This is a genomic window from Streptomyces sp. NPDC101152, from assembly GCF_044768275.1.
Lineage (GTDB): Bacteria > Actinomycetota > Actinomycetes > Streptomycetales > Streptomycetaceae > Streptomyces.
In genome coordinates, this window is record NZ_JBIWPO010000013.1 from 107,711 (window position 1) to 120,969 (window position 13,259).

The window sequence follows — 13,259 nt, forward strand, 5'->3', positions numbered from 1 at the left end:
AGCGGCCCGAACAGCACCCACCGGAGTTGGCCCTCCGGTGGGTGCGCGCCGTTGAAGTCGGAACATCCGGCTCCCCTCAGCGCTGCTCGTACGAGACGAGCAGCGGAGGCAGCCGGCCGCAGCGGGTGAGCTGCGGAAAGGTCGTGTTGCGCTGTACCGCGTACGGGCCAGAACCCGTACGCGCCCGCCCACTTGCAGAGGCGAGGCGGGATTTCCTCAGGACCCATCGACCACCCGTGTGCAGGTGGCTGGGTCCGCACGCTGTTGAGTTCTCAAGTAACTGGCGCTGCCTTCGTACTCACCCCTGCGGGCTTTCCTCCGGACGCTGTCAGTGCAAGCGAGCACACTCAATGGTGTTGCACCGCTTGCTCAGCTTGTTGGTACAAGCTGATGTGGCGATGCTGCACCCACGGACAGCGAGTCGTCAAGAGGATTGGGCCCGCATGTACCAACAAGTTGCGCGAGTGCGTCATGATGAGGGCATGAGCAAGCAGCCGAAGTACCGACAAGTCGCGGACGTCCTACGTCGCGAGATCGCCAACGGCACCTACGCGCCCGGCGCCCGGCTGCCCTCTGAGAACGACCTACAGCAGCGGTTCGACGCGTCGCGGAACACCGTCCGGAACGGCCTAAGCCTGCTGGTCAGCGAGGGTCTCATCTCGTCCAGTCAGGGACTCGGCTACGAGGTCAAGTCGCACGAGGTGTTCGAACTCAACGCGTCCCGCTTCGAGAACCTGACCTTCCCGCAGAACGGCGATGCCTACAACACCGATGTGACCAACGCGGGGCGACGGCCGCACCAGACGTTCCGCGTCGAGATGCTGCCCGCGCCGCAGGAGATCGCTGAGCGCCTGAGGGTCGACCCCGGTACGAAGAGCGTATTGCGGTTTTGTCATCGCTATGTGGACGACGTTCCGTGGTCCACGCAAGCGACCTACTATCCGTCGTGGCTGGTCGACGCGTCACCGCGACTGGCTGAGCCAGGAGACATCGAAGAGGGCACGACTCGGTACCTAGCAGCGCAAGGCATTGAGCAGATCGGGTACTTCGACGAGATCGCCGCGCGGATGCCGACCCCGGAGGAGGCGCGGTTGCTGGAGATCGGAGCAGGCGTACCGGTGATGCTATGGACGCGGACGGGCTACTCGGTAGACCGTCCGATCAGGTGCACCATCACTACCTTCCGGGGCGACTTGAACCGGATGAACTACGAGATCGGCGATCTTGCCGCCCGAAGCGAGAACACGTGATCATCAGTCTTGCTGAGCCCCATGACGTAGCCAAGCTGCTGGAATTCCGTGAGGAGGCCGCAGCCTGGCTACGCGATCTCGGCTCGGACCAGTGGAGTCGGCCGTACCCGGCTGACAAGCTCCTCGCCACGATCGAAGCCGGCACCGTGTTCATGCTTCGCGACGGGCACACAACTGCCGGCACCATCACGCTCACCCCGGATGCCGAAGACGGCCTCTGGACTGATGAGGAGCTGACCGAACCGTCGATGTTCGTCAACAAGCTCACTGTCGCTCGCGAGTACGCCGGGCAGAACCTTGGCGGCCGACTGCTCGATTGGGCGGGTGACAGGGCACGGCGTGCAGGGGCTCGGTGGGTACGGCTGGATGCGTGGACAACCAATGACGCGCTCCAGCGCTACTACCTCCAGCAGGGTTTCACGCATGTTCGTACAGTCCGGGAAGGTACGGCGGTCAACGGTGGGCCACGGGTTTCCGGGTGGCTCGCACAACGACAGGCACGGCTGGCAGACCACGGATTCGCAGACCGAACGCCGGAACCGGCCAGGCTCGCGTCTGCCGCCTAAAGGGTGTTGCACAAGGCTCTGAGCTGGGCATTTTCTTGGTATGGATGGGGCCTTAGTACCAGGTCGGGTGGGTTTCGACCTACCATCTGCGGCGAGAAACGTGCACGCGCGTTTCGCTACTAAGCCCCTCGGTTCGCACATCAACGTCGCCATAAGTGGTGACGTTGATTTTAAGGCCGACATGGCTATGGAAGCAGGACAGGTCGACGGATATATTGTTTCGGTTATTCGAGTATGCGATGATCCTCAGGAACTTGATTTGACGCGCTCCAGCCGCTAGATCCTCCAGAGGAGTGTTCCTCACTAGGATAACCGAGAGGAATTCTAGACTCTCAAGAGCTTCCAACTCGTCAGCGTTCTCGACTGATCCAAATAGATTCAGAGTGAGAGCTTTCAGGCTCTTGAATTTGCTGATTCCCTTTAGGTCCAATAGACCGCTGGAGTGAAGCGTCAACTCCATCAGTGAAGGGAAGCGGCTTGGATCGGCGTCGACCGGCTGCTCATTGCAGCGTAGGAGCGCCATATCCTTCAGGTTCGGCAAAGGAGGTAGGAGGCTCATGCGGGGACGTGCATCCCGCCAACGACCCTGAACGGTTAGGTATTGCAGAGAATCCAGCCGGTGCAGCTTGGCCAGACAGAGTTCCATATTCTGATCTTCGTGGAACCCGAGATTTAGCGAGGAGACTCTTGCTAGTCCTGCAATCTCACCGTCGGAGAACTCTCCGAGATAATGCCACACTACCAGATTACGCAGATTGGGAAGTTTACTCACCCAGGAAAGATCGCCTGTCGGGAACCTTAGATACAGATGAACTAGCTGATTGAAGTGTTCAATTACGTCTATTACCTCCGAGTTGTCGAGTTCCAGACTGCGCTGAAAAGCGGGCGACTTCGAAAGTACGCGAACTGCGTATTCGCGAGCGTCGAATTGGTTCCAGCTGCGCGCTAGTTCTTTTTGTACGGCCATTCGCGAATCCGGACCGTAAGAAGAAATTACTTCCAATGCCGCGTCGCCGCCGATCAAGGCTGCTGCCCGAACCGTGGAGGCCGCCTGATTGACTCGGAGGCGCCTGTTGGAGCGAGGCAACAGGGCCAACACCGTTTCTCCAGCGGCGGCCAATTCTTTAGCTTCTGAGAACTTCGTGGGGGGGATAAGGTATTCTGCGCTTTGACGAACTTCGCGATAGGTTTCGGGGTCAAGCTCGTCAGCGTTCTCAAGGCTCGCTGCTGCGAGTAGATGCAGACGCGTTGTGTACTTAGGCTCACTGTTCCCGCGGGATAGGAGCCGTGAGAGTATCTCCCGTCGCTCGCTCAGTCGCGCATGCCCGACAGCCATGGTTACTGCTTCATGCCACTGATCCAGATGGGCGTGGTCAATCAAAACGCCAATATCGTTGAGCGCGATCAGACTTTCCGCTGCTAGATACTCCTGGAAAGTCCGATGGACGAAATCAACCCTCCCTTCCACAGGCATTCGGAGCACGCCGCTGCGCACCATTAGATACTTATACACGCTAATGGCGTCGTTATTAATGGAAGGCATTCCGAGCAAAGAATACCGGATCTGTTCAACAGCTTGCTCTTCAGTGCAATCGGTCAATCCATTGCGGAGTAGCCAGTATGCAATTGTGCCCAGGATGTGCTTTTTTTGATGCAGGGTCAGATTTGGTGCATCGGGGTGGACAATCTTTCTTTCGTTGTCGCGGCGAACGAGTAGCATCTCAAGTGCTGCCGCATAGAGCTCCATACGTCCTCGAGGAAGCTGCATACGACGGTCGCGATTCAGGGTGCACAGCAGTGCGCACAGTAGTGGGTTCGCGGCCAGGCGCCTAAGTTGACGCTGAGTATTTACTTGCGTGATCAGCTCAGACTCATACGAATCCAAGTCGGCATGATCGGATTCCTCCGATTCTGAGCCTAAAGTCTCACGAGCCGCGTCGTGCCAGTGACGAATAAAGCTCTCGATGTCACCCTTCCCCATTGGGAGGAGATCCAGCGAAACGAAACTCTCCTTGGCTAGCCATTGTTCCTCAGCGGCGGCCGGGCGGGAAGTTACTATGTAGCGGCAATGAGGATAAGCTGTGATTAGGTCCTGTAGCCAATTCTTGGCCTCTTCCCTCTTGCCTTCAGGAAGTTCATCGACACCGTCAATCAATACCAGGGCCCGCCCCGTTCTCAGCACGCCATTGGCCCAGCCGCTGGGCATTTCGCCTGAGAGATTCTTTCCAACCTCGCTCAAGAATTCGTGTGGAGAAGGGAGGTCTCTGTCAGCAAAACGGCGCAGTGGAAGAATGAAGGGGACGTAGTTATTGATTACGTGCAGTTCGTTGTCGAGAGTACCGCGCGCTGAATTAACCGCGAGCCAAAATAGAAGTGTACTTTTCCCTGACCCGGCATCTCCTCTCAATAGGACTCGATCAAAGCTTGCGATAGCAACCTCCGATCTGACGCTACCTGCTGTGCTGGTTACTGAATTTTCGCCGCGGGAGGCGTCACCTTCACTCTTGAAGGATATGCTGCCTTGGAGTGAGGACTCAGGATGGTTTGCTGAACTGGCGTCGGCCAAGGCAAGACTTATGTATGCCGTGCTGAGCGGGTACGTTCTCGATTCGGGGTGGGCAAGAGTTAGGCCGAAAAGCTCAAGCTGGTCCAGCCTCTGAACGACGTACCTCTTGTATCGTGCTTCAAATTTAGCTGCTGCCGAGTCCACTTCTCCCGAAACGGCCCAACGCACCCGGTCTGTCTCTGTGAGAAGTTGGTTTAGCCTGGCTAGCTGCTCCTTGTTGACAATGGCGAGGAATGAGGGCCAAGTCGAAACAAACTGAATTACTTGGACTGAGCATTCAAAAACTATCCGCTGATAGAGCTGTTCCGCCTTTTCGCTCAACCGCTCGGAAGCGACTTGATTGCGAGCTTCCTTAATGACTTCGTCGGCGTAGGTTGCTGGATCCAGGCTGCACTCGAAGAGGTCGACGTGAGTAGATTGAAATGACTTGTTGGCTGCCTCTATGGCTGCCAAAATCTCATTTTCGGGTATCCCGTAAAATTCGCTCTCGATTAGCGGCTGGAGAGTAACTTTTACGAACTGAGAAAAATGCCTGACGTCCTTCTCTTGTACGTCCCGAGCGGGTCTCACCTTATTGATGAGGCGATTTCCCGCGGGGTTCTTTGCGGCGAGCGCACCGTGATTCGGCGTGGTCACAGCGCGGATTGCTGCTGAGCTGGCGGCCCGCAGTGCAGTACCAGCGAGCTTAAGAACGACGGCTTCCCACCCGAGCACAAGCCCTCCCCAGACCAGGTGCGTGATACGCGACTGTACCGAGACCCGCGGGCCCGTACAGACGTTTCGCGCGAAAGGCCATTGGCATGGCCTGTGGGGGCTCCAGTCACCTTCGCCACACGTGTCACCGTCCACGCCCGGCACGGTGCGCCCTCACCGACCGTAGATTCCCAAGATCAGGACGAGACATGGGCGGCATAGGCCTACCCGACGCTCGGACACGAATAAGTCGCAGGTCAGAGTGGGTGACGAGCCGCGATCTTGGGGGCACTGTAAATCTGCCGGTGCACGGAGCCGGGCCGTCCTCGGGCCGTTCGAGGGCGACCCACGACAACCGCCAACGACCAACAACGACCACGAGGGCGCGGCAGACCGCCGCGCCCTCGTGGTGCGTCTGTCCAGCTAGACCCAGGTATCCAGCCACATCCTCGACCGCCAGTCGTCGACCGGGATCGCCGTGCCGGTGTACAGGGGCCAGAAGTAGATGAAGTTCCAGGCGATCAGCAGGACGAGGACGCCCGCGCCCGTCGCGCCCGCGACGCGGCGGGTGTCGCTCGAACCCGGTGGGCCGACGATCGCGGCGAGCATCATGGTCACCGCCAGGCACAGGAACGGCACGAAGATGACGGCGTAGAAGTAGAAGATCGTCCGGTCCTGGTACATGAACCAGGGCAGCCAGCAGGCCGCGACACCGCAGGCGACGGCGCCGGCCCGCCAGTCGCGGCGGAAGAACCAGCGCCACAGGACGTACAGGAGCGCGAAGCAGGCCACCCACCACAGCAGCGGGGTGCCGATCGCGAGGACCTCGCGGGCGCACTTCTGCCCTGCGTTCACGGGGCAGCCGTCCTGGCCGGGCGAGGGCGACTCGTAGAAGAACGACACCGGGCGGCCGTCGACGATCCAGCTCCAGGGGTTGGACATGTACGTGTGCGGCGAGTGCAGGTTGACGTGGAACTCGTAGACCTCGTGCTCGTAGTGCCACAGGCTGCGCAGCCAGTCCGGCAGGAAGGTCCAGTGGCCGCCCTTGCCGTCGGTGGCGGCCCAGTTGCGGAAGTAGCCGCCGCTGCCGTTGGTGGGGGAGAGGATCCAGCCGGTCCAGGAGACGAGGTAGACGGCGGCGGCGACCTGGGTCATCGCCAGGTAGGTGACGAACCCCTCGCCCCAGAACAGGGCGGGCCAGCGGCGGCGGGCGCCGGCGACCTTGCGGGCGCTGACGTCCCAGACGAGGGCCATCACGAAGAAGAACAGCATGACGTACAGGCCGTTCCACTTCGTGCCGATCGCCAGGCCCAGCATGACGCCCGCCGCCCAGCGCCAGGGCCGCCAGCCGAGCCAGGTGGTCTCCGCGACGTGCGCGTCCGGGCGGGCCCGGCCGTCCGGGTCGACCGGCAGTGCGGCGGCCAGTCTGGCGCGCGCCCTGTCCCGGTCGACCAGCAGACAGCCGAAGGCCGCCAGCACGAAGAACATCAGCACCCCGTCGAGCAGCGAGGTGCGGCTCATCACGAAGTGCAGCCCGTCCACGGCCATCAGGCCGCCCGCCAGACATCCGAGGAAGGTGGAGCGGAACAGCCGGCGGCCGATCCGGCACAGCAGCAGTACCGACAGCGTGCCGAGCAGCGCCGTCATGAACCGCCAGCCGAACGGGTTGAACCCGAACATCAGCTCGCCAAGCCCGATCACGTACTTGCCGACCGGCGGATGCACCACGTACGCCGCGTCCGCCGGGATGGCGACGTGCCCGTGCGACGACAGGATCAGGTCGTTGGCGTTCTTGTCCCAGTTGACCTCGAAACCGCGGTGGACGAGCGCCCAGGAGTCCTTCGCGTAGTACGTCTCGTCGAATATCACCGCCCGGGGGGTGCCCAGGTTCCAGAACCGCATCACGCCCGCCATCAGCGTCACCAGCAGCGGACCGCCCCAGGCCGACCAGCGCGCGATCCGCTCGGCGAGCGTCGCCGGCACACCCAGGACCCGCCACAGCCGCGGGTTCGGCCGGACGAACGGCGGTACCAGACGCTCGCGGACATCGCTGCCGGGCGGCGCGACATAGCCGAAACGGCGCAGCCGCTGCTGCCACGACGGCCGCTGGTCCTGCGGGTTCTGGCCTTGCCGGGTGTCCGGGGAGGACGCGGTACTGGTCACGGCGCCATCGTAGGGAACCGTTCTGTGTGAGTCCCGTGCATGGCCGGTAAGGGTTCGGGCGCGTTCCCCTCCGCCCGCTCCTGGGAGGATGGGGGCGTGACTGGAACCCTTGTTTTGGCGGGCACCCCCATCGGCGACATCGCGGACGCGCCGCCCCGGCTGGCCCAGGAGCTGGCCGGTGCGGACGTGGTGGCCGCCGAGGACACCCGGCGGCTGCGGCGTCTGACACAGGCGCTGGGCGTCACGCCCAAGGGGCGCGTGGTGTCGTACTTCGAGGGCAACGAGTCCGCCCGCACGCCCGAGCTGGTCGAGGAACTCGTGGCCGGCGCGCGCGTGCTGCTGGTGACCGACGCCGGGATGCCGTCCGTGTCGGACCCCGGCTACCGGCTGGTCGCCGCCGCCGTCGAGAAGGACGTGCCGGTCACCGCCGTGCCCGGCCCGTCCGCCGTGCTCACCGCGCTCGCGCTGTCCGGGCTGCCGGTGGACCGGTTCTGCTTCGAGGGGTTCCTGCCCCGCAAGGCGGGCGAGCGGCTGAGCCGCCTGCGGGAGGTGGCCGAGGAGCGGCGCACGCTCGTCTACTTCGAGGCCCCGCACCGCCTGGACGACACCCTCGCCGCCATGGCCGAGGTCTTCGGCGCGGAGCGGCGCGCGGCCGTGTGCCGGGAACTGACCAAGACGTACGAGGAGGTCAGGCGCGGTCCGCTGGCGGAGCTCGCGGCGTGGGCGGCCGAGGGGGTGCGCGGCGAGATCACCGTGGTCGTGGAGGGGGCGCCCGAGCGGGCCGCGCAGGACGTGAGCGCCGAGGAACTCGTGCGCCGGGTGCGGGTGCGGGAGGAGGCCGGCGAGCGCCGCAAGGAGGCGATCGCGGCGGTCGCGCAGGCGGCGGGACTGCCCAAGAGGGAGGTTTTCGACGCGGTTGTGGCCGCGAAGAACACCGCTGCCCCGGGTGGTTCCTGAGGGTCTCGTGAAGTCGGCCACACCCCCTCTGAGCAGGGCGCATCTCTCCTGAGCACGCGCCCCACGGACGGGCAAAGGGCTGTCGCGGAAAGCAAAGGACCTTGGCCCGTTTCAGGGACCTTTGGTAACGAAAGTCCAAATCGGCTCCAACAGTCCGACAGGCCTGATGCATTCGCTCCGCAGGAGGCGTCCACTGGAGGAAGGGACGCACCCGTCCCTTTGTCCAGCGGACAAGAGGAGCTGGCATGAGCGAGATCGCAGGGCAGACCGGCCTCCGTGGCACGGCGGGCCCGGTCGTGCACGAGTCGTATTCCTTCGCCTGCATGCGCTGCGGAAGCGGCTGGGAGCAGTCGTACGAGATAGAGCACCACAGGGACGCCGAGGGGCACGAGTTCGTGATGTACGTGGCAGGCGGCCACATGGTGCCCTCGCCGCTGTCGAAGCCGACGTGTCAGAACTGCGACAGCCACGACGTACGGATCATGCGGGCGGGGCAGGTGTCGTCGGTGCGCGAGGCGGAGCACCGCTCCACGCGCCGTGCGTCGCAGGCCGGGTCCGTCGCGCCGCAGCCCCCGGCCGACGCTCAGCGCGGCGAGGGCGCCGAGGCCGCCGGCGCCAAGGCGGGCGACCACCACTGGCACCTGTCCGACCTTCTGCAGGCCTTCCACCGCAAGGAGAGCTGACCGCTCCCCGAGCAGGGCGGGCATGCCCCCCTTTCGTAGGATCGGGGCATGCCTTCCTCCACCTCCAGCGGCACCTCCGGCGGTGCCTCCCGCGCCGACAAGAACGCGGCGCCGCCGCTCCCGGAGCCCCTCCGGGTGCCCGTCGCCGACTCCCACACCCACCTCGACATGCAGTCCGGCACGGTGGAGGAGTCGCTCGCCAAGGCCGCCTCGGTCGGCGTGACGACGGTCGTGCAGGTCGGCTGCGACCTCCGCGGCTCCCGGTGGGCCGCCGAGACGGCCGCCGCCCACGAGAGCGTCCACGCGACGGTCGCCCTGCACCCCAACGAGGCGCCGCGCATCGTGCACGGCGACCCCGACGGCTGGTCCCGGCAGGGCGCGCGTCAAGCGGGGGGCGCGCAGGCGCTCGACGAGGCGCTCGCCGAGATCGACCGCCTCGCCGCGCTCCCGCAGGTCAAGGGCGTCGGCGAGACCGGCCTCGACTACTTCCGCACCGGGCCCGAGGGCAAGGAGGCGCAGGAGCGTTCCTTCCGCGCCCACATCGAGATCGCCAAGCGGCACGGCAAGGCCCTCGTCATCCACGACCGGGACGCCCACGCGGACGTGCTCCGCGTGCTGAAGGAGGAGGGCGCCCCCGAGCGCACCGTCTTCCACTGCTACTCCGGCGACGCGGAGATGGCGGAGGTGTGCGCGCGTGCCGGGTACTTCATGTCCTTCGCCGGCAACGTCACCTTCAAGAACGCCCAGAACCTGCGGGACGCCGTGGCGGTGGCGCCGCTGGAGCTGCTTCTGGTGGAGACGGACGCGCCCTTCCTGACGCCGGTGCCGTACCGCGGACGGCCCAACGCGCCGTACCTCGTTCCGGTCACGGTGCGTGCCGTGGCCGCCGTGCGCGGCATCGACGAGGACGCGCTGGCGTCGGCACTCGCCGCCAACACCGCACGCGCCTTCGGTTACCGACCCACCCGAACACAACTTTGAGTAGCCGCGTCGCTTGGGAGAGTGACGGTCGCTCCGCTAGGTTCTGGGGGCCCTTTCCGGACCCCTCCGGCCCCAGGAGCGTGTCGGCGTGAGCAACTCGCAGCAGCAGACGTACGAGCTGTACCGCAGGCAGCCGGCCTTCGAGCCGCCCACCGACCTGCACACCGCGCAGACGCCGGCCTACGGCGTGTACGCGGCCCCGGCGGACTACACGGACGTGAGCCGCCAGGACACCTACCGGCCCGCGTACGAGACGCGCGAGCCCTCCGCAGCGATGTTCCCGCGCCAGCAGACGCGCGGGGTGCGTCGGCAGGCGCCCCTCGTGGCGCAGGACCTCCCCGGCGTGGGGCGGGCCGCCCGGCGGCGCAGGGGCCGCGGCGTGGAGCGCTCGGACGGGTCCGTGCGCCGGCTGCTGCCGCAGGCGCTGGTCGTGGCCTTCCTGGCCGGCGGCACCACCGCGTTCGTCGCCAAGGACAAGGCGGTCGAGCTGACCGTCGACGGCAACCCGCGCACCCTGCACACCTTCGCCGACGACGTGGACGAACTCCTCGCTCAGCAAGGCGTGCGGGTCGGCCCGCACGACGTGGTGGCACCCGCCCCCGACACGGCCCTGTCCGGCGGCGGCGAGGTCGCCGTGCACTACGGCCGCCCCCTACGGGTCACCATCGACGGGCAGCGGCACGAGGTGTGGACGACCGCGCTCACGGTGGAGGAGGCACTCCGCCAGCTCGGGGTGCGCGCCGAGGGCGCGTACATGTCCGTCGCACGCTCCCAGCGCATCGGACGCGCCGGGCTCGCGCTCGACGTCCGCACCGAGCGCGCCGTGACGGTCCTGGCCGACGGCCGCGCCCGCACCGTACGGACGAACGCCGCGACCGTGCGCGACGTCGTCCGGGCGGCCGGCGTCTCGCTGCGCGGGGAGGACACCACGTCCGTCCCCGGGGACAGCTTCCCGCGCGACGGGCAGACCGTGACCGTGCTGCGGGTGACCGGGGCGCGGTTGGTGCGCGAGGAGGCGATCCCGTTCAAGGTGGAGCGCCGGGAGGACCCCACGCTCTTCAAGGGCACCGAGGTCGTCGAGGAGGTCGGACAGCCGGGGCTGCGGCGGGCCACGTACGCGCTGCGGACCGTCAACGGGGTCCGGCAGAGGCCCCGCAAGGAGGGCTCCGAGGTGGTGCGCCGGCCGCGGACGCAGATCGTGAAGGTCGGGACGAAGCCCCTGCCGACGTCCGTCTCCGGCGCCGAGGGGCTGAACTGGCACGGACTGGCCGCCTGCGAGTCGGGCGGGCGGCCCAACGCGGTCGATCCGTCGGGGACGTACGGCGGGCTCTACCAGTTCGACACGCGGACCTGGCACAGCCTCGGCGGCAGTGGGCGGCCGCAGGACGCGTCGGCGGCGGAACAGACCCTGCGGGCGAAGAAGCTGTACGTGCGGCGCGGGTCGACGCCCTGGCCGCACTGCGGTGCGCGGCTGCACGGCTGAGCGGGCCCCCGGCCGCCGCGCGAGGGCCGCGGGCGCTCCCCGTACCCTTGTCGCCGTGAGCACCAGCCCCTCCCCAGACGCCCTCCTCGGGCCCGCCGACGTCCGCGAACTCGCGGCAGCGCTCGGTGTGCGGCCCACCAAACAGCGCGGTCAGAACTTCGTGATCGACGCGAACACGGTGCGCCGCATCGTGCGCACCGCGGAGGTCCGGCCCGACGACGTGGTGGTGGAGGTCGGCCCGGGGCTCGGTTCGCTCACCCTCGCGCTGCTGGAGGTCGCCGACCGCGTCATTGCCGTCGAGATCGACGACGTCCTGGCCGCCGCGCTGCCCGCCACCATCGCGGCGCGCATGCCGGGGCGCGCGGACCGGTTCGCGCTGGTGCACGCCGACGCGATGCACGTGAGGGACCTGCCGGGCCCGCCGCCGACCGCGCTGGTCGCGAACCTGCCGTACAACGTCGCCGTGCCCGTCCTGCTGCACATGCTCGACACCTTCCCGAGCCTCGAACGCACCCTCGTCATGGTGCAGTCCGAGGTCGCCGACCGGCTCGCCGCCGCACCCGGCTCGAAGGTGTACGGCGTCCCGTCCGTGAAGGCCAACTGGTACGCCGACGTCAAGCGGGCCGGCGCCATCGGGCGCAACGTGTTCTGGCCCGCGCCGAACGTCGACAGCGGCCTGGTCTCGCTGGTCCGCAGGGCCGAGCCGGTCAAGACCAGCGCCTCCAGGGGCGAGGTGTTCGCCGTGGTCGACGCGGCCTTCGCCCAGCGCCGCAAGACACTGCGGGCCGCGCTCGCCGGCTGGGCCGGTTCGGCGGCCGCGGCGGAGGCCGCCCTCGTCGCGGCCGGGGTGTCCCCGCAGGCCCGGGGCGAGTCCCTGACGGTCGAGGAGTTCGCCCGCATCGCGGAGAACGCGGAGAACAAGGTCAGGATCGCCGACACCGAGGAGCCCGGTCGCCAGTGAGCGTCACCGTTCGCGTACCCGCCAAGGTCAACGTCCAGCTCGCGGTGGGTGCCGCCCGGGCCGACGGGTTCCACGACCTGGCCAACGTCTTCCTCGCGGTCGGCCTCTACGACGAGGTGACCGTGACGCCCGCCGACGAACTGCGCGTGACCTGCACGGGTCCCGACGCCGACCAGGTGCCGCTGGACCTCACGAACCTGGCGGCCCGGGCCGCGACCGCGCTCGCCGCACGCCGCGGGATCGAACCGGCCGTGCACCTCCACATCGCCAAGGACATCCCGGTCGCCGGCGGCATGGCGGGCGGCAGCGCGGACGGCGCGGGCGCGCTGCTGGCCTGCGACGCGCTGTGGGGCACCGGAGCCTCCCGGGCCGAACTGCTCGCCATCTGCGCCGAGTTGGGCAGCGACGTGCCGTTCAGCCTGGTCGGCGGCGCGGCCCTGGGCACCGGGCGGGGGGAGCGGCTGACGGCGCTGGAGGTCGGCGGCACCTTCCACTGGGTGTTCGCGATGGCCGGGCGGGGGCTGTCGACGCCGGCCGTGTTCCGGGAGTTCGACCGGCTGGCCGAGGGCCGCGCGATCCCGGAGCCGGTGGCCTCGCAGCGGCTGCTCGACGCCCTCGCGAAGGGCGACCCGGACGCGCTCGCCGCCGCCGTCTCCAACGACCTGCAGCCCGCCGCCCTGTCCCTCTTCCCCGAACTCGCCGACGCGCTCGCCGCGGGGCGCACCGCGGGCGCCCTGGCCGCGCTGGTCTCCGGCTCGGGCCCGACGACCGCCTTCCTCGCCCGGGACGCCGAGTCGGCGGCCAAGGTGGCCGAGGCGCTGCGGAGTTCGGGCACCTGCGCCACGGTCCGTACGGCGGCGGGGCCGGCGCCGGGCGCCACGGTGCTCGGCGGCTGACGGCCGTCCCGGCACACGAACAATCTTCGCCCGATCTCCACACGGAAGTAGCACTTTCGG

General features: G+C 67.0%; 10 protein-coding genes. 8 read left to right on the forward strand and 2 right to left on the reverse strand.

The window, feature by feature from the left end; translation table 11 throughout:
* The first annotated feature begins 482 nt into the window (after nucleotides 1-482).
* Both ACIRVK_RS19485 and ACIRVK_RS19490 read left to right on the forward strand, forming a co-directional pair.
* The gene (locus tag ACIRVK_RS19485) at nucleotides 483-1,250 is read left to right on the forward strand and encodes a GntR family transcriptional regulator (protein ID WP_404248575.1); all 768 of its coding nucleotides are present in this window, start codon (nucleotides 483-485) and stop codon (nucleotides 1,248-1,250) included.
* Nucleotides 1,247-1,816 carry a GNAT family N-acetyltransferase gene (locus tag ACIRVK_RS19490; protein WP_404248577.1) on the forward strand — a complete coding sequence of 190 codons (570 nt, stop codon included), beginning with the start codon at nucleotides 1,247-1,249 and terminating at the stop codon, nucleotides 1,814-1,816. Before ACIRVK_RS19485 ends, ACIRVK_RS19490 begins: the two co-directional genes overlap by 4 nt.
* A 79-nt stretch (nucleotides 1,817-1,895) precedes the next feature.
* Here the strand turns inward: ACIRVK_RS19490 and ACIRVK_RS19495 are convergent, their stop codons facing one another.
* On the reverse strand, nucleotides 1,896-5,240 hold the full coding sequence (locus ACIRVK_RS19495; protein ID WP_404248579.1) for an NACHT domain-containing protein: 3,345 nt from the start codon (nucleotides 5,238-5,240) through the stop codon (nucleotides 1,896-1,898).
* Nucleotides 5,241-5,498: 258 nt separating this feature from the next.
* Nucleotides 5,499-7,238, reverse strand: coding sequence for a dolichyl-phosphate-mannose--protein mannosyltransferase (locus ACIRVK_RS19500; RefSeq protein ID WP_404248580.1), 1,740 nt, complete (start codon nucleotides 7,236-7,238; stop codon nucleotides 5,499-5,501).
* 96 nt (nucleotides 7,239-7,334) lie between these two features.
* Here ACIRVK_RS19500 and rsmI point away from each other — a divergent pair, with 96 nt between their 5' ends.
* The 6 genes from rsmI to ACIRVK_RS19530 all read left to right on the forward strand — a co-directional run bounded on the left by rsmI (nucleotide 7,335) and on the right by ACIRVK_RS19530 (nucleotide 13,199).
* Entirely contained in the window at nucleotides 7,335-8,195 is an 861-nt protein-coding gene (gene rsmI / locus ACIRVK_RS19505; protein ID WP_404248581.1) for a 16S rRNA (cytidine(1402)-2'-O)-methyltransferase, read from the forward strand.
* Between the two features lie 245 nt (nucleotides 8,196-8,440).
* Nucleotides 8,441-8,878: a hypothetical protein gene (locus tag ACIRVK_RS19510; RefSeq protein ID WP_404248583.1), complete on the forward strand. Its 438-nt coding sequence runs from the start codon at nucleotides 8,441-8,443 to the stop codon at nucleotides 8,876-8,878.
* A gap of 48 nt (nucleotides 8,879-8,926) precedes the next feature.
* Nucleotides 8,927-9,859, forward strand: coding sequence for a TatD family hydrolase (locus ACIRVK_RS19515; protein WP_404248585.1), 933 nt, complete (start codon nucleotides 8,927-8,929; stop codon nucleotides 9,857-9,859).
* An 88-nt stretch (nucleotides 9,860-9,947) separates the two neighbouring features.
* Entirely contained in the window at nucleotides 9,948-11,342 is a 1,395-nt protein-coding gene (locus ACIRVK_RS19520; RefSeq protein ID WP_404248587.1) for a ubiquitin-like domain-containing protein, read from the forward strand.
* A gap of 55 nt (nucleotides 11,343-11,397) precedes the next feature.
* Nucleotides 11,398-12,303 carry a 16S rRNA (adenine(1518)-N(6)/adenine(1519)-N(6))-dimethyltransferase RsmA gene (gene rsmA, locus ACIRVK_RS19525; protein ID WP_404248589.1) on the forward strand — a complete coding sequence of 302 codons (906 nt, stop codon included), beginning with the start codon at nucleotides 11,398-11,400 and terminating at the stop codon, nucleotides 12,301-12,303.
* Nucleotides 12,300-13,199, forward strand: a complete 900-nt coding sequence (locus ACIRVK_RS19530; protein WP_404248591.1) for a 4-(cytidine 5'-diphospho)-2-C-methyl-D-erythritol kinase — start codon at nucleotides 12,300-12,302, stop codon at nucleotides 13,197-13,199. The genes rsmA and ACIRVK_RS19530 overlap by 4 nt, the downstream gene beginning before the upstream one ends.
* The last annotated feature ends 60 nt before the right edge of the window (nucleotides 13,200-13,259 follow it).